Source organism: Bradyrhizobium sp. cir1 (genome assembly GCF_014198245.1).
Taxonomy (GTDB): Bacteria; Pseudomonadota; Alphaproteobacteria; order Rhizobiales; family Xanthobacteraceae; genus Bradyrhizobium.
Map to the genome: position 1 here is coordinate 75,505 of NZ_JACIHE010000023.1, position 20,262 is coordinate 95,766.

The following is a 20,262-nucleotide window of genomic DNA, read 5'->3' on the forward strand; positions in this document are numbered from 1 at the left end:
CAGCGACGCTCGCACCCTCTCCCCAGCCGGGGAGAGGGTGATGTCATTTGGGGTGCGGCAGGTTGCCCCATCCTGCGCGGCAGCCTTTTTGCATTGCGAGGCGCGTCTCGGCGGCGTGCGCCGGATGCAACAAAGTGCATGTTTGCTGTCGAATCGCTCTTGCCTCGGAACGATACTGCCATTACCCATTTTTCGGCCTTGAAGAGGCAGGGGGAGCTCTTTCACTGATGGCGACTGTGTTCGAACATCGGCGCGACGCTGCGTGCGCCTGAAAGAGTTTTGATGCTGCTCGTCGTCGAACAGTTCCTGAACGGATTGCAGTTTGGCCTGCTCCTGTTCCTGCTCGCCGCCGGCCTGACGCTGGTGTTCGGGATCATGGATCTCGTCAACCTCGCGCACGGCTCGCTCTACATGATGGGCGCCTATTTTGCCGCGACCTTCGCGGCATGGACCGGCAGCTTCCTGCTCGGCGCGCTGATGGCGCTCGGGGCTACGCTGGCGCTCGGCATCGTGCTCGAGGTGACGGCGCTGCGGCATCTCTACGGCCGCGACCATCTCGACCACGTGCTCGCGACCTTTGGCCTGATCCTGTTCTTCAATGAAGCGGTGCGGCTGATCTGGGGCCCGGCGGGCCTTGCGCTGCCGCTGCCGGCCTGGCTCACCGTGCCGGTGCCGATCCTGCCCGGCATTCACTATCCCGCCTACCGCCTCGCCATCATCGCGGTGGCGTTGCTGGTCGCGCTGCTGCTCTACCTAGGCGTGATGCGCACCCGCATCGGCATGCTGATCCGCGCCGGCGCCTCCAACCGCGAGATGATCGGCGCGCTCGGCATCAACATCAAGCTGCTCTACACGCTGGTGTTCGGCCTGGGGGCCGCGCTCGCCGGCCTTGCCGGCCTGATGCAGGCGCCGATTCTCACCGTGCAGATCGGCATGGGCGAGAACATCCTGATCCTCGCCTTCGTCATCATCGTGATCGGTGGCATCGGCTCGATCCGCGGCGCGTTCCTCGCCGCGATCTTCGTCGGCATGATCGATACGCTCGGCCGCGCCTTCCTGCCCAATCTGCTGCGGCAGGTGCTGAGCGGCGCCGCAGCCTCCACCGCCGCGCCCGCGCTGTCCTCCATGCTGATCTATCTCTTGATGGCGATCGTGCTGGTGGTGCGGCCGGAGGGGCTGTTTCCGGCCAGCCGTCGATGAAGGGTTTGAGCGTGAGCAAGGCCGTCACGGCCCTGATGCTGGCGGGCCTCGTGCTGCTGCCGCTCTATTCGCAGCTGTCCGGCAACGTCTTCATCCTGACGCTGTTCACCCGCATCGTCATCCTGGCGCTGGCGGCCGCGAGCCTCAACCTCATCATGGGCTTCGGCGGCATGATGAGCTTTGGCCACGCCGCCTATCTCGGCATCGGTGGTTACGCGGTCGGCATGCTGGCGCAGGAAGGCGTTGGCTCCGGCTTCATCCAGTTCCCGGTCGCGCTCGCGGCTTCTGCGATCTATGCGCTCGTGATCGGCGCGCTCTCGCTCCGTACGCGTGGCGTCTATTTCATCATGATCACGCTCGCTTTTGCGCAGATGGCCTATTACGTCGCCTCGGGCCTGGCGCGCTATGGCGGCGATGACGGCCTCACCGTCTACAAGCGCAGCGATTTCTCCGGGCTGATCGACCTGTCGAACCGCACGCAGTTCTACTATCTCTGCCTTGCCTGCCTGTTCGGCGTCATCTTCCTGATCTGGCGCATCGTCAATTCCCGCTTCGGCCTCGTCGTGCAGGGGCTGCGCTCCAACGAGCAGCGCATGCAGGCGATCGGCTTTCCGGCCAAGCGCTACCAGCTGGTCTGCTTCGTCATATCAGGGACGATGTGCGGCCTTGCCGGTGCGCTGCTCGCCAACAACACCGATTTCGTCAGTCCGGCCGTGATGTACTGGACCCGTTCCGGCGATCTCATGGTGATGGTGATCCTGGGGGGCATGGGCACGCTGTTCGGCCCCGTCATGGGCGCGGTGGTATTCCTGCTGCTGGAAGAATTCCTGTCGCAGATCACCGAATATTGGGCGCTGATCATGGGCCCGCTGCTGCTATTGATCGTGCTGTTCGGCCGTGGCGGCATCATGGGCATGCTCGGGAGGGCTGGCCGTGGCTGAACCCCTGCTCCGCGTCGAAAAGCTGGTGCGCCGCTTCGGCGGCATCGTCGCGACGGACAACGTCTCGCTCGACGTCGCGTCCGGCGAGCTGCACGCCATCATCGGCCCGAACGGCGCCGGCAAGACCACGCTGATCAGCCAGCTCACCGGGCATCTCTCGCCGCATGCGGGCAGCGTCTCGCTCGGTGGTCGCGATATCACCTATCTGCCGGCCTATCGCCGCTGCGCGCTGGGGCTCGCCCGCTCGTTCCAGATCACCTCGCTGCTGCTCGACTTCACTGCCGCGGACAACGTCGCGCTGGCGGCACAGGCGCATGCCGGCACCTCGTTCCGCTTCTTCGCCAACGCGCGCAAGGAGAAGGGCCTGCGCGATGCCGCCCACGCCGCGCTCGATCGCGTCGGCCTCGGCCATCGTGCCGATGTCGTGGTGAACAGGCTCAGCCATGGCGAGCGGCGCGAGCTCGAGCTTGCGGTTGCGCTCGCGAGCAAGCCGAAGCTCTTGCTGCTCGACGAGCCCATGGCTGGCCTTGGCGTGACTGAATCGCAGCGTATGGTGAAACTCCTCCAGGAGCTGCGCAAAGAGGTCTCGATCGTGCTGGTCGAGCACGACATGCCCGCGGTGTTTGCGCTGGCCGACCGCATCTCGGTGCTGGTCTATGGCCGCGTCATCGCCTCGGGCGATCCGGCCGCGATCCGCGCCAACGAAGAGGTCAAGCGCGCCTATCTCGGCGACCAGCATGTGGTGACGCATCATGGCTGACACGCTGCTCGAGGTCGACGGCATCGAGACCTGCTACGGCCTGTCCCAGGTGCTGTTCGGCCTGTCGCTGTCGATCAGCTCGGGCGAGATGGTGTCGCTGATGGGCCGCAACGGCATGGGCAAGACCACGACCATCCGCTCCATCATGGGCCTGACACCCGCGCGATCAGGTGCGATCCGGTTTGCGGGGGCCGAAGTGCGGCAGTTTCCGTCGTACCGGATCGCCAAGCTCGGCGTCGGGCTTGTGCCCGAGGGGCGGCAGATCTTCCCGAATCTCACCGTGCGCGAGAACCTGGTTGCGGCGGCTGCCGACCGTTTCGGCAGCCGTAATCCCTGGACGCTGGCTGCGATCTATTCCCTGTTCCCGCGGCTTGCTGAGCGCGCCGCCAACATGGGCAACCAGCTCTCCGGCGGCGAGCAGCAGATGCTCGCGATCGGCCGCGCGCTGATGACCAATCCGAAGCTGCTGATCCTGGATGAAGCGACCGAAGGTCTCGCGCCGCTGATCCGCGAAGAAATCTGGCACTGCCTGTCGCTGCTCAAGAGCCGGGGTCAGTCGATCCTGGTCGTCGACAAGAACGTCGACCATCTCGCCCGCATCTGCGACCGCCACTACATCATCGAGCGCGGCAAGACGGTGTGGAGCGGCACGTCCAACGAGCTGATGGCCGAGCCGGATCTGCAGCACAAGTATCTCGGTATTTGAGCCCCGCTCCAGCAGCGTCGTCATTGCGAGCGCAGCGAAGCAATCCAGACTGCCGCTGCGGAAAGGTTCTGGATGTCGCTGCGCTCGCAATGACGGAAGAGATAGATGTGATCCCTCACCAATAAATTCCGTGCCGGTGCAGCTCGCGGATCACCCGCGCCTCTGTGGATGGCTGCCGGCGCTTCGGCTTGGCGGTTTCGGTCGTGCTGGCCACCGGCGCAGCAGCTGGTTGGGTGGGTGCAGTCGCGGCTGGCGCTGGCGTTGCCGGAGCGGTTGTGACTGACGTTGCAGCCGGTGCCGTAGTCGCCGTCTGCACGTTTGGCGCCGGAGCCTGGGTCGCCTGCGGTGACGCCGTCCCCGGCTGCTCGACGGCCCGTTGACTAGCATCGGTTGCTGCCAGGCTGAGGCTCCGCGAACCGCCGGCGTGGGCCCCGGTTGCGAGCAGCGACATCGCTGCGATCAGGATCAGCTTGCGCATGATAACCCTCGTCATCTGGTCAATCCGTCTTGCCCAATTTGCATGCACCGGCCACTAACGCGTGAAGCGATGCATCCCGATCTCGATCAGGGTTGCCCGGCAGGACAGGCGATAGATCAGGCTGAACAATCGACCCCACATGACCGAACTCCGTTGTTGATCACGCCGTAAACTTATAGACCGCGCGCCTTTCCGGCGTTTTTCTCGGCTTGGAGAAAATGGCTTCGTCCGGGGTGGAGCGATGTCGTCGGAACATTCCGGATGAAGTCGCCTCACAGGGGTGTGAGTACTGCATCGGGCAGAGGCCAGCTGGATTCCGATAGAGGCCGGTAGTTCTCCCGACATGAAGCGCGCGCGGCGCGGCGGTATCGTGCGGCGTCTTCAGGCTTGGCTGTTGAATGAGCTCCGATCGCGAAGAAAACCCGCCGATCCTCATCTGCTCGAAATGCAGGCGCCCGATGAAGTTCCTGGCGACACTACCGGGAATAGTCACACTACCTCCGGAGCACGCCTATACTTGCGTCCCCTGTGGTCGCGTCGACACGATTCCGCTGAAGTAAGTCGCCGCTGCCGGATTGCGCCGGACCTGTTCAGAACATCTCGAAATATTCGCGATGCTCCCAGTCGGTCACTTCGGCCAGGAAGCGGTCGATCTCGGCGTTCTTGATGTGGGTGTAGTAGTCGACGAACTCTGCACCGAACTTTTCGCGAAAGAACGGGTCGTCCTTCAGTGCGGCGACGGCATCGCGCAAGCTCTTCGGCAGCAGTGGTGCCTTGGTCTCGTAGGGTGTATCGGCCGACGGTCCGGGATCGAGCTTGCGGTCGACGCCGTCGAGGCCCGAGAGAATCTGCGAGGCCATGTAGAGATAGGGATTGGCGGCGGGCTCGCCGATGCGGTTCTCCAGGCGCGTGGCGGCATCGTTGGCGCCGCCGAGCACGCGGATCATGACGCCGCGATTGTCGCGGCCCCAGATCGCGCGGTCCGGCGCCAGCGAATAGGAGCGATAGCGCTTGTAGCCGTTGATGGTCGGCGTGGTGAACACGGTGGATGCGCGGGCGTGGTCGAGCAGGCCCGCGAGGTAGGACTTGCCAAAGGCGCTGAGTGGCTCGCCGCCGTCTTTCGCCATGAAATGGTTCTCAGCCGTCGCGCGCGAGACGATCGACTGATGCAGATGCCAGCCGCTCGCGAACACGTTCGGCAGTTTCGGCCGGCACATGAAGGTGGCGTGATAGCCGTGGCGGCGGGCAATCTGCTTCACGGCGCTGCGGAACAGCACCATGTTGTCGGCGGGCTCCAGGCCCTTCCTCGGCGCAAAGGTGAACTCGCACTGGCTCGGTCCGAACTCGACCTCGACCGAGCGCAACGGCAACCCCAGCGCGACGACATCGCGTCGAAGAATCTCCAGCACCGGCTCCATCTGATCGAAGCGCTGCTCGGTGAGATATTGATAGCCATGGCTGAGCAGGCTCACCGATGGCGGCGTGCCGGGCTGGCCGGCGTCCTCCGGACGCATGTGCGGGTCGTCGAGCCTGAAGATGTGGAATTCGACCTCGAGTCCCGCAACGAAATCGTAGCCGCGCGCGCCGAGCTCATCGAGCACGCTCTTGTAGAGCCCGCGCGTTGCGAAGGGCACGGGGCGACCGTCATTGAAATAGAGGTCGCAGAGCACCCAGCCCGTGGTCGGCGCCCAGGGCAGCACGCGAAACGTGGTGGGATCGGCAACCATCAGCACATCGGCAGCGCCTTCCATCTCCTTCATGCCGAAGCCGCCGCCTGACGTGAACACCGGAAACACCGTGCGGTGCGAGGTGTCCTTGGCGAGCATGGTCGTGGTGATGGAACAGCCGCTCTCCAGCGCAGCGATCGCCTCGGAAGCGACGATGGTCTTGCCACGCAAAATGCCGTGCTGGTCGGGGAAGGCGAGGCGGATGACCTCGAGGCTCCTGTCCTCGACGATGCGGCGCATGCGCAGTGCTGCGTCCTTCTGCTCATCCGACCACAGCGCATGGCGCGCGACGAAAGTCACTTTGCTAGTTCCTTCTCGCTCGATGAGAGTATAGCGCACACTGTCATCCTCCGCGAAGGCGGACGATCCAGTATTCCAGAGACGGTGACGTATCCTCGAGAGGCCGCGGCGTACTGGATGCCCCGCTTTCGCGGGGCATGACAGCAGAGATTGTGGAGCCGCCGTTGCGACCCGCCCGCAGCGAATGGCATCGTCACTCCGCTGCCGTCAGCCGGTGCACGTTGTCCGCGATCTCCTTCGGCACCGGCGCCGTCCACGGTGCGCCGCGGCGGCGCTTGACGTCGACCTCCATCCAGTAGGTCTCCCACCCCCGCGTCGGCCCGATGCCGTCCATGGTCGCGGGGCCCTGGATGCTGCGTGCGTTGGTCTCGTCCAGGAACAGCATCGGCTTCTCGCCGCCCTGGACCTTCTCGATCTCCTGCCGCAGCAGGCGGCGGAACTGCACGATCGCCTTGTCGGATTGTCCGAGATGCTCCTTGGTGCGATCCTGGATCGCGCCCATCGACTCCACCGCCCACTGGTCGTGGACGTTGATGTCGTTGCCCATGCCGGTATAGGTCGCGGTCTGCTGCTCGTGCGGATCGAATCCGTAATCGTTGCTGCGGTTCTTGCGCGACTTGTAATCAGGCAGCTCGTAGAGCTCGAGCCGCTGGTCGCGCATCTTCTGCTTGTCGACCGGGTTGGTGTAGCTCGTGAAGATCGCGTACCAGTAGCAGTTCTCGTCATCGACAGGCACGTGCCACTGCGTGATCGTCATCTCCGTGCTCATGGGGATGACGAAGCCGTGCGGGAACAGCTGATTGGTGACGCGCACATGGGTGCGCTCCTCGTCGATCTCGCGCAGCGCGATCAGCCGCAGGCCATATTCGGTGTGCTCGACATTGATGATCGGCCGGTCGTATTCGCGCAAGATCTTTGTCATCGGCAGATCGCTGCCGGCGGAGGCGCCGCGGAATTGCTTGCCGTAGGCGGTGGAGGTGTCCTCGTCCTCGAAGAACCGGTGCAGGTAGGAAGCGTGCGCGGGATCGATGCCGACCTCCAGCGCCTGCAGCCAGTTGCAGGCCATGTGGCCCTTGAACGCGAAAGTGTGGCTACCCGGCGCAATGAAGCAGTCGATCTCCGGGAACGCGGGCGGCTCGCCTTCGCCGAGATAAGCCCAGAGGATGCCGCTCTTCTCCACCACGGGATAGGAGCGCTGGCGGATGTTCTGGCAGAGCTTCGAGTCCTTCGGCTCGGCCGGTGTCTCGATGCACTGGCCGGTGGCGTCGAACAGCCAGCCATGGAAGGCACAGCGCAGGCCGCCATGTTCGAGGCGCCCGAAAACGAGATCGGCGCCGCGGTGGGCGCAATGGCGATCGATCAGGCCGTAGCGCCCGGTCTCGTCGCGGAACAGCACCAGGTTCTCGCCGAGCAGTTTTACGGGACGGATCGGCCGCGCTCCCTCCAGCTCATCCACCAGCGCCGCCGGCTGCCAGTAGCTCCGCATCAGCCTGCCGCAGGGGTCCTTCGGCCCGGTGCGGGTGATCAGGTCGTTCTGCTCCTGGCTCATCATGGCGGTCGCGTCCTTTTTCTGGAGGGGCGGTATGTTCGCCTATTGAACGAATGGGCGAATTATGACATGCCTTGGATCGGCAGCAAGCACTATTTTGCAGGATTGTCCTGGCACCATGCCCAAGCTGAAGCGGAGTGAGACTGACGGGCGGGCGACGGATTTCGTCGAGGCCCTCGATCGCGGCCTGCGCCTGCTTCAGTGCTTCGGCACGACCGCAGGCCCGATGACGCTGAGCGATCTCGCCCGCGCGGCCGATCTTCCGCGCGCGACCGCGCGGCGTATGCTGTTCACGCTCCAGCGTGGCGGCTTTGTCAGCGGCGACGGAAAACTGTTCTCGCTGACGCCGCATGTGCTGACGCTGGCGGCGTCCTATTTGCGATCCAACCAGCTCGTCACGGTGCTGCAACCGGTGCTCGATCGCGTCGCCACCGCAGCGAATGAAATCTCCTCGCTCGCGGTGCTCGACGGCGACGATGTCGTCTTCATCGCCCGCAGCAGTCCGGCGCGCATGTTCTCGGGTGGGCTGGAAATCGGCTACCGCCTGCCGGCCTTCTGCACCTCGGTCGGCCGCGCCATGCTCGGCCGGCTCGACGATGCCGATCTCGCCGCGCGCCTGAAGACGATGAAGCGCGAGGCGCTGACGCCGCAGACGGTGACAGACCCGAAGGCGCTGCTCGCGCGCATTGCCGCCGATCGCGCCCAGGGCTATGCGCTGGTCGACCGCGAGGCCGAACCGCATTTCCGCTCGATCTCGGTCCCGGTTCGTCGCTACGACGATGTGATAGTCGCCGCCATCAACATGGGCGCCCATGTCGATCGCGTGCCGGCGCAGGAACTGATCGACCGCTTCCTGCCGCTGTTGCGGGAAGGCGCGGAGGCGGTGCGACTGCAGCTTCTGTAGCTGCATTCCCGCCGGCTCGAAACCGGTGCTATAATGGTCACAAAGCACAAGAGACGAGGGAGGACACCGTGCAACACACCATGGTTCCCAGTGATCGCGTGCAGCACGTCGCCGTCTATGGTTGTGACGGCACGAAGCTCGGCACGATCGAGCGGTTGATGCTCGACAAGGTGAGCGGAACGGTCGCCTACGCCGTGATCAAGACCGGTAGGCTGCTCGGTACTCATCACCATTATCCGGTGCAGTGGAGCGCGTTGAAATATGATCCGGCCCGTCAGGCCTTCCAGGTCGAGCTGACGCCGGAGCAATTGAGCAGCGGCCCTTGCGAAGTCGATGGCGAGGAGTTCGATTGGGGCGACCGCTCGCGGCCCTACCAGCATCCGAACTACTGGTCGATCTAGCGGCGTCGGAAGTACGGGGCTTACGCCCCGGTAAGCAGTGTCACGTCCGGTTGCGCATCCAATCGGCGAGGCCTGATACCGCCTTATCGAGGTCCTGCCGCGCAGCGAGGTCGGCAATCGTCTCTTCCAGCGCGCCACGCATGCAGAGCATCCACGCGTCGCGCTCGGCGTCCCCAATGGCGAAGCCGAAATGGCGCTGGCGCAGCCGCGGATGGCCCTTCTCAGGGGTATAGAGCCGCGGGCCGCCGGTCCATTCGGTGAGATAGCGCTTCAGCACGTCCCTGATCAGGCCGAGATCGGCCGCATGCATGGCGCGGATCACTTGCGCCTCCGGCAGCGTGTCCATCCGCTCGTAGAAGCGGTCGACCAGGCGATCGATCGTGGCACTGCCGCCGATCCGCTCGAACATGGAGATTGCGACGTCGCTTTCGGTCATCATGGGTCCCAAGGCTTGCTGCTGGGCGTTGATATATGTCGTCGGTGCCGGCACACAAACTCCGCTGTCGTCCCGGACAAGCGAGCGCTTGTCCGGGACGACAGCGGAGTGTGTAGCTTTAGTGAGGTCCAAACGATTTACAGCGCCACGCTGCGCAGCCCGAAGCTGCGCGCTTCGTTCTGCAGCACCGGCCGCACCGCGTCGATCAGGCGCGCCGCCGCGGCATCGACCGACAGCCCCGCCGTATCCACCACCGCCGTCGCGCGCGAATACAGCGGCTCGCGGCTGAGCAGGATGTTGCGCAGCTCCGTCATCGCCGAGCGATCATCCGCCATCGGGCGCAAATCGCCCTGGCGGCGGACGCGCGCCATGTGCTCTTCCGGCTCGGCCTTCAGCCAGATCGTGTAGAACGACGACAGGATCTGGTCGAAGGTCAGCGGTTCGGAGACGATGCCGCCGCCGGTCGCCAGCACCATCAACTCGTTACGCGCGAGCAGCTGTTGCAGCGCCGCCTGCTCCATGCGGCGAAAGCCTTCCTGGCCGTACAGCGCGATGATCTCGGCGACCGAGAGTCCGTTCTGCTGCTCGACCTCCTTGTTGAGCTCGACAAAGCTCCAGCCGATCTTCTTCGCCAGCATCCGCCCAAGCGTCGACTTGCCGGCGCCGCGCAGGCCGATCAGTGCGATGCCGCAGAACGGCGCACGTCGCGGCGCAGACGCGCTGCCGCCGGCGAGCAGGTCCTTGGCCTGCGCGATCTGCGCGGGCGTCGCCTTGCGCAAGAGGTCGCGAAACATCTGCCAGTCCGGCGTCGGATCGGCTGAGGGAAGCAGGTCTTCGAGATGCGCGCCCATCGCGCCGGAGACTCGGCGCAGCAGCACGATGGAGACGTTGCCCTTGCCGCTCTCGAGCTGCGCGATGTAGCGCTCCGAAATCCCTGACACCTTGGCGAGCACTTTTCGCGACATACCGCGCAGCGCGCGCATGGTGCGCACACGCTGGCCGAGCTGTTCGAGGAAGCGGGATTCGGCGTCGGGACTGTCGGTCATGAGCCTTCTTTACAGATGCCTCCTTTACAGAAGGTCCTGCGGCGCGTTTTAATGAAACATAGTGCCTGCTGGCATTGACAGCAAGGCGCCGGAGTGTCTTTCTATGAATTATAATTCTAAATTCGGGGGAGATGTCCGTGAGCGAGGGATCCTATAACGCGGTGACCTGGCTGCTCGACCGTAACGTCGAGGAGGGCAGGGGAAGCAAGCTCGTCTTCGACGACACCGTCTCGCGGCTCACCTATGGCGAGCTCCAGCAACAGACCCGGCGCGCCGCCAACATGCTGCGCCGGCTGGGCGTCCGCCGCGAGGAGCGCGTGGCGATGATCATGCTGGATACGGTCGATTTCCCGATCGTCTTCCTGGGCGCGATCCGCGCCGGCATCGTGCCGGTGCCGCTCAACACGCTGCTGACATCAGATCAATACGCCTACATCCTCGCCGACTGCCGCGCGCGCGTGCTGTTCGTCTCCGAAGCACTCTACCCCGTCATCAAGGACGTGGTCGGCCGCATGCCGGATCTCGAGCATGTCGTGGTGTCCGGCGCCAAGCAGAATGGCCATAAGCAACTCGCCGAAGAACTCGCCGGCGAAAGCGATCAGTTTACCACTGCCGCGACGCACCCCGATGAGCCCGCGTTCTGGCTCTACTCATCAGGCTCGACCGGCATGCCCAAGGGCGTGCGTCATCTGCATTCGAATCTGCAGGCCACGGCGGACACCTACGCCAAGCAGGTGCTCGGCATCCGCGAGAGCGACGTGTGCCTGTCCGCGGCAAAGCTGTTCTTCGCCTATGGCCTCGGCAACGCGCTGACCTTCCCGATGTCGGTCGGCGCCACCGTGATCCTGAACAGCGAGCGGCCGACGCCGGCGCGCATGTTCGACCTGATGAACCGCTACAACCCGTCGATCTTCTACGGCGTGCCGACACTGTTCGCGGCCATGCTCAACGACGAGACGATGAAGGCCGCGCGCGCCGGCAAGGCTCTGCGCATCTGCACCTCCGCCGGCGAGGCGCTGCCGGAATCCGTCGGCAACAGCTGGAAGGCACGCTTCGGCGTCGACATCCTCGACGGCGTCGGCTCGACCGAGCTGTTGCACATCTTCCTGTCGAATGCGCCCGGCGACATCAAATACGGCTCGTCCGGCAAGCCGGTGCCGGGCTATGCGGTGCGGCTCGTCAACGAGGCCGGGCAGGATGTCGCCGACGGCGAGGTCGGCGAGCTCCTGGTCGATGCGCCCTCGGCCGGCGAGGGCTACTGGAACCAGCGCCACAAGAGCCGCCGCACCTTCGAGGGACCGTGGACCCGCACCGGTGACAAATACATCCGCGACGCGGACGGCCGCTACACCTTCTGCGGCCGCGCCGACGATATGTTCAAGGTCTCCGGCATCTGGGTCTCGCCCTTCGAGGTCGAGAGCGCGCTGATCACGCACCCCGCGGTGCTGGAAGCCGCCGTCGTGCCCGAGGCCGATCCGGAAGGCCTGTTGAAGCCGAAAGCCTTCGTCGTGCTGCGCCCCGGCGCCAAGACGACGGAGCTGCAGGAGATGCTGAAGGAGCACGTCAAGCAGAAGATCGGCCCGTGGAAATATCCGCGCTGGATCGACGTGGTGGAGTCCTTGCCGAAGACGGCGACGGGGAAAATCCAGCGGTTCAAGCTGCGGGAAGGGACGAATTGATGGTGCAGGCGGCGGACGCGCTTGCTTACCCTCCCCTGGAGGGGGAGGGTCGGCACGCGATCGAGTGCAGCGAGATGCGTGACGGGGTGGGGTGATCTCTCCACGCGGGCACTGCATCTGCGGAGAGACTGTCACCCCACCCCGCTTCACATCTCGCTGCGCTCGTTGTGAATCGACCCTCCCCCTCCAGGGGAGGGTGGGCATCTCGGCCTTGGCCAGGAATGGGACTTCGACCATGACCAACCTCACCCCCACCGGCGTCCTCAGCATCGGCAGCGCCAGCCTCGAATACAAATGGCTCGCGCCGCAAATCGCGGACGCTCCCACCATCGTCATGCTGCATGAAGGCCTCGGCTCGGTCGGCCTCTGGGGCGACTTCCCGGAGAAACTCCAGCAGGCGACCTCCGCTGGCATCTTCGCCTATTCGCGCGCTGGCTACGGCCAGTCGAGCCCGGTCACGCTGCCGCGGCCGCTCGATTACATGCAGCGCGAGGCGCTGGACGTGCTGCCGAAGATCCTCGATGCGATTCCCTTCAAGCGCGGCCTGCTGCTCGGCCATTCCGACGGCGCCTCGATCGCGACGATCTATGCTGGGGCGCATCAGGATCATCGCCTGAGCGGCCTCGTGCTGATCGCACCGCATTTCATCGTCGAGGACATCTCGGTGACATCCATCGCCGCGATCAAGACAGCCTTCGAGACCACGGACCTCAAGGCAAAGCTCGCACGCTGGCACAAGGACGTCGCCAACGCCTTCTACGGCTGGAACGGCGCCTGGCTCGATCCGAAGTTCCGCGACTGGGACATCTCGGAATATCTCGCCTACATCCGTGTGCCCATCATGGTCCTGCAAGGTGTCGACGACCAGTATGGCACCCTGCGTCAGGTCGAGATCGCGCAGGAGGAGTGCTACTGTCCGGTCGATCTGAAAATCATTCCAGGCGCGGGGCATTCCCCGCATCGCGAGGCGCCGGGGCCCACGCTCGACGCCATCGCGCAGTTCGCAAAGGCCGCCTTGTGGGACGATCCCGGCCTTCAGGCGGCTTGAGGTATATCGCGTGCGTGCCTAGATGAAGCAAAGTGCATAATGGCCCCGGGTTCGGGCTAGACTTACCCGTAAAGATGCATTATTGTGCATCTAACGCTCCGAAACGCATAATCAAGCTCAAGGGTGGCCCATGGCCGGGGAAGATCGGCGCCTCGCAGGCGGCGCGACATTCATCGATTTCCAGACCGAACCGTCCCGCTACAAGCACTGGAAGCTCGCGGTCGACGGCGACGTCGCAACGCTGACCATGGACGTCGACGAGAACGGCGGCCTGTTCGAGGGCTACCTGCTCAAGCTCAATTCCTACGATCTCGGCGTCGATATCGAGCTGGCCGACGCGATCCAGCGCCTGCGCTTCGAGCATCCGGAGGTGAAGGTCGTGGTGATGCGCTCGGCCAAGAACCGCGTGTTCTGCGCCGGCGCCAACATTCGCATGCTCGCGGGCTCCACCCATGCCCACAAGGTGAACTTCTGCAAGTTCACCAACGAGACCCGTAACGGCATGGAAGACTCGTCGGAGAATTCCGGCCAGCGCTTCATCACCGTGGTGAACGGCTCGGCCGCCGGCGGCGGCTATGAGCTGGCCCTTGCGACCGACCACATCATCCTCGCCGACGACGGCTCGTCTGCTGTCGCCCTGCCTGAAGTGCCGCTGCTCGCGGTGCTGCCGGGCACCGGCGGCCTCACCCGCGTCGTCGACAAGCGCAAGGTGCGCCGCGACCGCGCCGACTTCTTCTGCACCATCGAGGAAGGCGTGAAGGGCAAGCGCGCCGTGCAGTGGCGTCTCGTCGACGAGATCGCGCCGAGCTCGAAATTAGAGGCCAAGATCGCCGAGCGTGCCAGGGAGTTTGCAGTGGCCTCGAAGCGCAAGGGCAGCGGCAAGGGCATTACGCTTTCCCCGCTCAAGCGCGTGATCGGCGAGACCAGCATCCATTACGGCTTCGTCACCGTCGATATCGACCGCGCCGCACGCATCGCCACCATCTCGATCAAGGCCCCCGAAGCCGCACCGCCCGCCGACATCGACGGCATGATGGCGCAGGGGGCTGCGTTCTGGCCGCTCCAGGTCGCGCGCGAGCTCGACGACGCCATCCTTCACTTGCGCATCAACGAGCTCGAGATCGCGATGCTGGTGTTCAAGAGCCATGGCGATCGCGCCCATGTGCTCGCCAGCGACGCCTTCCTCGAAGCCAACAAGGCGCATTGGCTGGTCAACGAGATCAGGCACTATTGGAAGCGCGTGTTGAAGCGCATCGACGTCACTTCGCGCACGCTGGTGACGCTGGTCGAGCCCGGCTCCTGCTTTGCCGGCACGCTGGCCGAGCTCGTCTTCGCCGCGGATCGCTCCTACATGCTGATCGGCACGCGCCAGGGCGACAACCGTCCACCGCCGTCGATCGAGCTCTCCGCGCTGAACTTTGGCCCGTATCCGATGAGCCACGGCCTGACGCGGCTGGAATCGCGCTTCCAGGCCGATCCATCCGACGTGGAGCGTGCGGAAGCAACGCTCGGCACCAGTCTCGACGCCGAGCAGGCCGAGGAGCTCGGCCTCGTCACCTTCGCGCTCGACGACATCGACTGGGACGACGAGGTCCGCGTATTCCTGGAGGAGCGCGCCAGCTTCTCGCCCGACAGCCTCACCGGCATGGAAGCGAGCCTGCGCTTCGTCGGTCCGGAGACAATGGAATCAAAGATCTTCGCCCGCCTCACCGCCTGGCAGAACTGGATCTTCCAGCGCCCCAACGCGGTCGGCGAGGAAGGCGCGCTGCGCCGCTACGGCAGCGGCCAGAAGCCGAAATTCGATATGACGCGAGTTTAAGGAGAGCACGGCCATGAACATGAACATCATGAACGTCGACTACTCGACCAAGATTCCCAACAACGTGAATCTCGCCGAAGACCGCCAGGTGCTCAAGGCGCTGGAGGGTTGGCATCCCGGTTATATGGACTGGTGGAGCGACATGGGGCCGGAAGGTTTCCAGGAATCCCTGGTCTATTTGCGCACCGCTTACTCCGTCGATCCGCGCGGCTGGGCCAAGTTCGACTATGTCCGCATGCCCGAATATCGCTGGGGCATTCTCCTTGCTCCCCAGGAAGAAAATCGCGTCGTCCCCTTCGGCGAGCACTACGGCGAGCCTGCCTGGCAGGAAGTCCCGGGCGAGCATCGCGCCATGCTGCGCCGCCTGATCGTGATCCAGGGCGACACCGAACCCGCCTCGGTCGAGCAGCAGCGCCATCTCGGCAAGACCGCGCCCTCGCTCTACGACATGCGCAACCTGTTCCAGGTCAATGTCGAGGAAGGCCGGCATCTCTGGGCGATGGTCTACCTGCTGCAAAAGTATTTTGGCCGCGACGGCCGCGAGGAAGCGGATGATTTGCTGCGCCGCCGCTCCGGCGATGCCGACGCGCCGCGCATGCTGGGCGCCTTCAACGAGGCGACGCCGGACTGGCTGTCCTTCTTCATGTTCACCTACTTCACCGACCGCGACGGCAAGATGCAGCTGCACTCGCTGGCGCAGTCGGGCTTCGATCCCTTGTCGCGCACCTGCCGCTTCATGCTGACGGAAGAAGCGCACCACATGTTCGTCGGCGAGACCGGCATCACCCGCGTCGTGCAGCGCACCTGCGATGCGATGAAGGCGGCCGGCATCACCGACCCGACCGATATCGCGAAGGTCCGAGCGCTCGGCGTCATCGATCTTCCGACCATCCAGAAGAAGCTGAACCTGCACTACACGCTGTCGCTCGACCTGTTCGGCTCGGAGGTCTCGACCAACGCGGCCAACGCCTTCAACGCCGGCATCAAGGGCCGTTATCACGAGACCCAGATCGAGGACGATCACCAGCTCAAGAACTCGACCTATCCGGTGCTCAAGCTGATCAACGGCGAGATCAAGCTGGTCGACGAGCCGGCGCTGACCGCGCTCAACATGCGCCTGCGCGACGACTACAGCCAGGATTGCGTCAAGGGCATGCTGCGCTGGAACAAGGTGATCTCGACCGCCGGCTACGACTTCCAGCTCAAGCTGCCGAACGTCGCCTTCCACCGCCACATCGGTGAGTTCAAGGACGTGCACGCCACGCCCGACGGCATCCTGATCGACGATGCCACCTGGGCGAAGCGCAAGGACGAGTGGCTGCCCTCGACCGCGGATGGCGACTTCATCACCTCCCTGATGCAGCCCGTCACCGAAATCGGCCAGTTCGCCTCCTGGATCTCCCCGCCCAAGGTCGGCATCGATAACAAGCCCGGCGATTTCGAGTACGTGAAGATCGAGTCGTAGCGGCTGCTCGCGAGGCGCGATGAGCGCGCCGCACACTCACTGTCATCGCCCGGCTTGACCGGGCGATGACAGTATTCCAGCGACGGTCGTGACAGAGCCGAGAGGCCGCGGCGTACTGGATGCCCCGGTCAAGCCGGGGCATGACAGCGGAGTTTGAAACGGGGACCTACCCCGCAATCTCCAGCCCCGCATTCGCATACACCACGCCGCCGTCGACGGCGATGGTGTTGCCGACCACGTAGTCGCCCGCGCGCGAGGCGAGATAGATCGCCACGCCCGCCATGTCCTCGTCGGTCCCGATCCGCCGCGCCGGAATGCGCTTTGCGACCTCGTCCGCATGGTCGCGCGCGGCGCGGTTCATGTCGGACTTGAACGCGCCCGGCGCGATCGCGGTGACGTTGATGTTGTCCTTGATCAGCTTCGTCGCCATGCGCCGCGTCAGATGGATCACGGCGGCCTTGCTGGCGGCGTAGGAATAGGTCTCGCTCGGATTGACGAAGATGCCGTCGACCGAGGCGATGTTGATGACCTTCGACGGCCGCTCTGCGCTGGCTGCGGCGCGGAGCGGCTTCGCCAGCGCCTTGGTCAGGAAGAACAGCGACTTGACGTTGAGGTCCATCACCTTGTCCCAGCCGCTTTCGGGGAATTCGTCGAATTCCGCGCCCCAGGCAGCGCCGGCATTGTTGACGAGGATGTCGAGCTTCGGCTCCAGCTTGACGATTTCGCCGGCGAGCCTGTTGCAGCCTTCGACGGTGGAGATGTCGATCGGCAGCGCGATGCATTCGCCGTCATATTGCGCGGTGAGCTCCTGCGCGGTCGCCTCGCACGGTCCGGCCTTGCGCGCGGTGATGTAGACCTTCGCAGCGCCGGCGCTGAGGAATCCCGCCGCAATCATCTTGCCGATGCCGCGCGAGCCGCCGGTCACGAGCGCGATGCGGCCTTTGAGCGAGAACAGATCGTTGAACATGATTCCTCCCTTGGTTGGCGCCCGTTGTGAGCGGGACGGGGAGGGGAGTCAAGGAAAGGCCCCTCCATCGTCGTCCTGGCGAAAGCCAGGACCCATTACCCCAGGGAGGTGTCGTTGGAATGGGCTGTGGCCAGAGCCTTCGCAACACAGGCGGTGGTGGTAATGGGTCCTGGCTTTCGCCAGGACGACACCTCAGTTTATGGCGACAGCGGCGGCTACGCCGCCGCGATCCGTCGAAAGCCGTTCCACATCGCCGTCGCCGCACCCGAGGTAAGCACCGGCAAAATCCGTGTGTCCTGGTAGTTGCCGTTGAGCGAGACGCGCGGCAGTGCGGTCATGTGGCCGGCGTTCTCGGCGAACAGCATGCCGGGCCGCGTCGTCACCGCGGTCTTGAATCCGGCGGAGGCGGCAAGGGTGAATTCACGCTCGCCAGCCGCATCGCGGTCGCCATAGGGATAGGCGAAGTGCAGCACGCGATGCTCAAGCGCCCGCTCGATCCGCGTGCGGCTCTCCGCCATCTCCTGCGCGGCGATCTCCTCGCTTTGTCTTGCCAGATTGCAATGGCTGATGGAGTGCGCGCCGATCGTGACCAGGGGATCCGCCGCCAGCTGCTTCACGCCGTCCCAGGACAGGCAGAGGCCGCGGCACAGCGCTTCCATGTCGACGCCATGTCGGGTGCAGAGCGCTGCGATCTCGCGCGCGAGATCATGTTCGCCGGGCAGCGCGCGCAGCCAATCGTGCAGGCGATCGAACGCCGCCTGCTTTGCGGCCGGCGTCGTCGCATCGAGCCGCAGCGTGGAATTGCCGATTGTGACCTCGATCTGTTCGGCCTTGGCGATCACGGCCTCCAGCGCGGTCCACCACAGCCGCCCGGTGCCTTCCGCGAAATCGCTGGCGACATAGACCGCCAAAGGCGCGTCAAATTCGCGCAGCACCGGCAGCGCATAGTCCAGATTGTCGCGATAGCCGTCGTCGAGCGTGAAGGCAGCGAAGCGGCGGTTGAATCGTCCCTGCGCCAGCCGCTCATGCAGCTCGTCCATGCTGACGATGTCGATGTCGCGCGTGCGCAGATGGCTCAGCGTCGCGCGGAGGAACTCGGGCGTGACTTCGAGATGCCGGTTCGGCTGGAACGCGTCCTCGCGGGCCGGCCGCACGTGATGCAGCATGAAAATGGCGCCAACGCCCGAGAGCAGCGGACGCAGCAGATGGTGCGCACCACTGAAGTAGAGTGCCCCCAGCCCGGCGCGGATGACATTATTGCGGAGTTGTTTCATTGCAGGCTGGCAGACCCCCGGGCATTCCGCCCTCAACTTAGGGGCGGACCCTTGAAGAAAAAGTTATTCCAATTGTCCACGCAGGGCCTTCGGAAGGGCACCATTTCCGGTTTGACAGCCCGCCAAGGGTTTGTTTTGTCTCCGGTTCCAGAGTTCGGGTCGTCGAATGCAGAAGCTTTTCAGGTGGGCCAGCAAATGGTGGCCGGGGCTCATCCCCCTGGCCGTCATGTGGGGATTTGCGGCCTGGAATAATACCGTGCCGGTCGAGGCGGATTTGTCCGCGCGCAGCTCGGCGGCGCTAAAGGATACCGTTCTGGACAAGACCCGGATCGCGGTGGACGGCCGCGACGTCAGCCTGGCCGCGGACGCCTTTTCCGAGGAGGGGCGTCGCGATGCGGTGATGGCGGTCGAACTGGTCCCGGGCGTGCGCCTGGTCGACGATCGGACCCGCCTCGTTCCCGAGGCAAAACCCTTCGTCTGGAACGCCGAGCGCGACGTGGTGCGGGTGACGCTGTCGGGTTCCGCCCCCCTGCCGTCGATCAAGGCCCGCCTGACCGAGGCGGCGCGCAAGGAGGTCGGCGGCGTCGAGGTGGCCGATCAGATGGGTCTTGCGCGCGGCGCGCCGCCGCGCTTCGAGGCTGCCGCGATGCTGCTGCTCGACCAGATCGGCAAGCTCAAGGACGGCAAGATCACGATATCCGACACCAAGGTCAATCTGTCGGGTATGGCGCGCGAGCTCGGCGGTCGCGAGGCGATCGCGGCCGCGCTGAAGAATCTGCCCGAGGGGTTCTCGATCGCCGCCAACGAGATCAAGGCGCCGCCCTACATCTTCCAGGCCTACAAGGATCCGGTCGCCGCGACCGTGACGTTGACCGGCTACGTCCCCGACAACAATGTCCACGCGGCGATCGCCACCAGCGCGTCGCGAAAGTTCTTTGGCGAAAAGGTCGTCGACAATCTCAAGTCCAGCATCGGCGCGCCCGCCTCCTTCAATCCCGCCGTGGTCGCAGCACTCGGGGCGCTGTCGCGGCTGTCGACCGGCACGCTCGTGGTGTCCGACCGCGAGGTGAAGCTGTCGGGCGATGCGCTCTATGAAGGCGCCGCCAACGACATTCGCGCAGGCCTAGGCAAGGACTTTCCGAAGACCTGGCAGTACAAGCCGGAGATCACGGTGAAGCCGGCGCCGGGCCCGGTCGACGGCACGGTCTGCCAGCAGCTGTTCTCCGAGCTTCTGGGCAAGGGCAAGATCCGCTTCGCGGCCAAGCGCGCCGACATCGATCCGGATTCCGCCGGCGTCCTCGATCACCTGATCGAGACGGCGCTGCGCTGCCCGAACGCCAATATCGAGGTTGCGGGCCACACCGATGCTGACGGTGAGGACTCTTTCAACCAAGCGCTGTCCGAGAAGCGGGCGCAGGCGGTGATCGACTACCTGGTCAAGGCCGGCCTGCCCGCCAGCCGCTTCAGCGCGGTTGGCTATGGTGCAACGCAGCCCGTCGCCGGCAACGACACCGACGACGGCAAGGCCCAGAACCGCCGCATCGAATTTCTGGTGAGGTGAC

At 64.8% G+C, this 20,262-nt stretch carries 18 protein-coding genes; 11 read left to right on the forward strand and 7 right to left on the reverse strand.

The genetic code is table 11. The annotated features are described in order from the left end of the window. Window positions 1-282 precede the first annotated feature (282 nt). Genes GGD63_RS32565 through GGD63_RS32580 form a run of 4 tightly spaced genes read left to right on the forward strand, consistent with a single transcriptional unit; the run spans window position 283 to window position 3,607 of the window. Complete coding sequence (locus GGD63_RS32565; RefSeq protein ID WP_183248194.1) at window positions 283-1,200, forward strand: branched-chain amino acid ABC transporter permease; 918 nt, start codon at window positions 283-285, stop codon at window positions 1,198-1,200. Further along, a complete protein-coding gene (locus tag GGD63_RS32570) occupies window positions 1,197-2,141 on the forward strand; it encodes a branched-chain amino acid ABC transporter permease (RefSeq protein ID WP_183248196.1) in 945 nt (314 codons plus the stop codon). The genes GGD63_RS32565 and GGD63_RS32570 overlap by 4 nt, the downstream gene beginning before the upstream one ends. Beyond that, window positions 2,134-2,901, forward strand: a complete 768-nt coding sequence (locus GGD63_RS32575; RefSeq protein ID WP_183248198.1) for an ABC transporter ATP-binding protein — start codon at window positions 2,134-2,136, stop codon at window positions 2,899-2,901. The genes GGD63_RS32570 and GGD63_RS32575 overlap by 8 nt, the downstream gene beginning before the upstream one ends. Further along, window positions 2,894-3,607, forward strand: a complete 714-nt coding sequence (locus tag GGD63_RS32580; protein ID WP_183248200.1) for an ABC transporter ATP-binding protein — start codon at window positions 2,894-2,896, stop codon at window positions 3,605-3,607. The genes GGD63_RS32575 and GGD63_RS32580 overlap by 8 nt, the downstream gene beginning before the upstream one ends. 115 nt (window positions 3,608-3,722) lie before the next feature. Here the strand turns inward: GGD63_RS32580 and GGD63_RS32585 are convergent, their stop codons facing one another. The 3 genes from GGD63_RS32585 to GGD63_RS32595 all read right to left on the reverse strand — a co-directional run bounded on the left by GGD63_RS32585 (window position 3,723) and on the right by GGD63_RS32595 (window position 7,664). After that, window positions 3,723-4,085, reverse strand: a complete 363-nt coding sequence (locus GGD63_RS32585) for a hypothetical protein (protein ID WP_183248241.1) — start codon at window positions 4,083-4,085, stop codon at window positions 3,723-3,725. Window positions 4,086-4,675: 590 nt separating this feature from the next. After that, complete coding sequence (locus GGD63_RS32590; protein WP_183248202.1) at window positions 4,676-6,112, reverse strand: glutamine synthetase family protein; 1,437 nt, start codon at window positions 6,110-6,112, stop codon at window positions 4,676-4,678. A 193-nt stretch (window positions 6,113-6,305) separates the two neighbouring features. Continuing rightward, window positions 6,306-7,664 carry an aromatic ring-hydroxylating dioxygenase subunit alpha gene (locus GGD63_RS32595; protein WP_183248204.1) on the reverse strand — a complete coding sequence of 453 codons (1,359 nt, stop codon included), beginning with the start codon at window positions 7,662-7,664 and terminating at the stop codon, window positions 6,306-6,308. 115 nt (window positions 7,665-7,779) lie between these two features. Between GGD63_RS32595 and GGD63_RS32600 the strand changes: the two genes are divergently transcribed. Both GGD63_RS32600 and GGD63_RS32605 read left to right on the forward strand, forming a co-directional pair. Then, on the forward strand, window positions 7,780-8,565 hold the full coding sequence (locus GGD63_RS32600; protein WP_183248205.1) for an IclR family transcriptional regulator C-terminal domain-containing protein: 786 nt from the start codon (window positions 7,780-7,782) through the stop codon (window positions 8,563-8,565). A gap of 68 nt (window positions 8,566-8,633) precedes the next feature. Then, entirely contained in the window at window positions 8,634-8,966 is a 333-nt protein-coding gene (locus GGD63_RS32605) for a PRC-barrel domain-containing protein (RefSeq protein ID WP_183248207.1), read from the forward strand. Between the two features lie 40 nt (window positions 8,967-9,006). Here the strand turns inward: GGD63_RS32605 and GGD63_RS32610 are convergent, their stop codons facing one another. Beyond that, the gene (locus GGD63_RS32610) at window positions 9,007-9,402 is read right to left on the reverse strand and encodes a group II truncated hemoglobin (protein ID WP_183248243.1); all 396 of its coding nucleotides are present in this window, start codon (window positions 9,400-9,402) and stop codon (window positions 9,007-9,009) included. Between the two features lie 137 nt (window positions 9,403-9,539). Next, on the reverse strand, window positions 9,540-10,448 hold the full coding sequence (locus GGD63_RS32615; RefSeq protein WP_183248209.1) for a helix-turn-helix transcriptional regulator: 909 nt from the start codon (window positions 10,446-10,448) through the stop codon (window positions 9,540-9,542). Window positions 10,449-10,585: 137 nt separating this feature from the next. Between GGD63_RS32615 and GGD63_RS32620 the strand changes: the two genes are divergently transcribed. The 4 genes from GGD63_RS32620 to boxB all read left to right on the forward strand — a co-directional run bounded on the left by GGD63_RS32620 (window position 10,586) and on the right by boxB (window position 16,459). Then, window positions 10,586-12,127, forward strand: a complete 1,542-nt coding sequence (locus tag GGD63_RS32620; protein ID WP_183248211.1) for a benzoate-CoA ligase family protein — start codon at window positions 10,586-10,588, stop codon at window positions 12,125-12,127. 235 nt (window positions 12,128-12,362) lie between these two features. After that, on the forward strand, window positions 12,363-13,175 hold the full coding sequence (locus tag GGD63_RS32625; protein ID WP_183248213.1) for an alpha/beta fold hydrolase: 813 nt from the start codon (window positions 12,363-12,365) through the stop codon (window positions 13,173-13,175). A gap of 130 nt (window positions 13,176-13,305) precedes the next feature. Then, complete coding sequence (boxC, locus tag GGD63_RS32630; RefSeq protein ID WP_183248215.1) at window positions 13,306-14,994, forward strand: 2,3-epoxybenzoyl-CoA dihydrolase; 1,689 nt, start codon at window positions 13,306-13,308, stop codon at window positions 14,992-14,994. 13 nt (window positions 14,995-15,007) lie between these two features. Further along, the gene (gene boxB, locus GGD63_RS32635) at window positions 15,008-16,459 is read left to right on the forward strand and encodes a benzoyl-CoA 2,3-epoxidase subunit BoxB (RefSeq protein ID WP_183248217.1); all 1,452 of its coding nucleotides are present in this window, start codon (window positions 15,008-15,010) and stop codon (window positions 16,457-16,459) included. A 166-nt stretch (window positions 16,460-16,625) separates the two neighbouring features. On the opposite strand, the gene GGD63_RS32640 is transcribed toward boxB, so the two are convergent. Together GGD63_RS32640 and GGD63_RS32645 are read right to left on the reverse strand one after the other, a co-directional pair. Then, window positions 16,626-17,426, reverse strand: a complete 801-nt coding sequence (locus tag GGD63_RS32640) for an SDR family oxidoreductase (RefSeq protein WP_183248219.1) — start codon at window positions 17,424-17,426, stop codon at window positions 16,626-16,628. Between the two features lie 215 nt (window positions 17,427-17,641). Then, a complete protein-coding gene (locus GGD63_RS32645) occupies window positions 17,642-18,700 on the reverse strand; it encodes a polysaccharide deacetylase family protein (RefSeq protein ID WP_183248221.1) in 1,059 nt (352 codons plus the stop codon). Between the two features lie 166 nt (window positions 18,701-18,866). On the opposite strand from GGD63_RS32645, the gene GGD63_RS32650 reads away from it, so the two are divergent. Continuing rightward, the gene (locus GGD63_RS32650; RefSeq protein ID WP_183248223.1) at window positions 18,867-20,261 is read left to right on the forward strand and encodes an OmpA family protein; all 1,395 of its coding nucleotides are present in this window, start codon (window positions 18,867-18,869) and stop codon (window positions 20,259-20,261) included. Window position 20,262: the final 1 nt, after the last annotated feature.

Coding starts and splice junctions, on each gene's coding strand:
- GGD63_RS32565 (WP_183248194.1), top strand. CDS start 283: ATGCTGCTCGTCGTCGAACAGTTCCTGAACGGATTGCAGTTTGGCCTG.
- GGD63_RS32570 (WP_183248196.1), top strand. CDS start 1,197: ATGAAGGGTTTGAGCGTGAGCAAGGCCGTCACGGCCCTGATGCTGGCG.
- GGD63_RS32580 (WP_183248200.1), top strand. CDS start 2,894: ATGGCTGACACGCTGCTCGAGGTCGACGGCATCGAGACCTGCTACGGC.
- GGD63_RS32585 (WP_183248241.1), bottom strand. CDS start 4,085: ATGCGCAAGCTGATCCTGATCGCAGCGATGTCGCTGCTCGCAACCGGG.
- GGD63_RS32595 (WP_183248204.1), bottom strand. CDS start 7,664: ATGATGAGCCAGGAGCAGAACGACCTGATCACCCGCACCGGGCCGAAG.
- GGD63_RS32600 (WP_183248205.1), top strand. CDS start 7,780: ATGCCCAAGCTGAAGCGGAGTGAGACTGACGGGCGGGCGACGGATTTC.
- GGD63_RS32610 (WP_183248243.1), bottom strand. CDS start 9,402: ATGACCGAAAGCGACGTCGCAATCTCCATGTTCGAGCGGATCGGCGGC.
- GGD63_RS32615 (WP_183248209.1), bottom strand. CDS start 10,448: ATGACCGACAGTCCCGACGCCGAATCCCGCTTCCTCGAACAGCTCGGC.
- GGD63_RS32625 (WP_183248213.1), top strand. CDS start 12,363: ATGACCAACCTCACCCCCACCGGCGTCCTCAGCATCGGCAGCGCCAGC.
- boxC (WP_183248215.1), top strand. CDS start 13,306: ATGGCCGGGGAAGATCGGCGCCTCGCAGGCGGCGCGACATTCATCGAT.
- boxB (WP_183248217.1), top strand. CDS start 15,008: ATGAACATGAACATCATGAACGTCGACTACTCGACCAAGATTCCCAAC.
- GGD63_RS32640 (WP_183248219.1), bottom strand. CDS start 17,426: ATGTTCAACGATCTGTTCTCGCTCAAAGGCCGCATCGCGCTCGTGACC.
- GGD63_RS32645 (WP_183248221.1), bottom strand. CDS start 18,700: ATGAAACAACTCCGCAATAATGTCATCCGCGCCGGGCTGGGGGCACTC.
- GGD63_RS32650 (WP_183248223.1), top strand. CDS start 18,867: ATGCAGAAGCTTTTCAGGTGGGCCAGCAAATGGTGGCCGGGGCTCATC.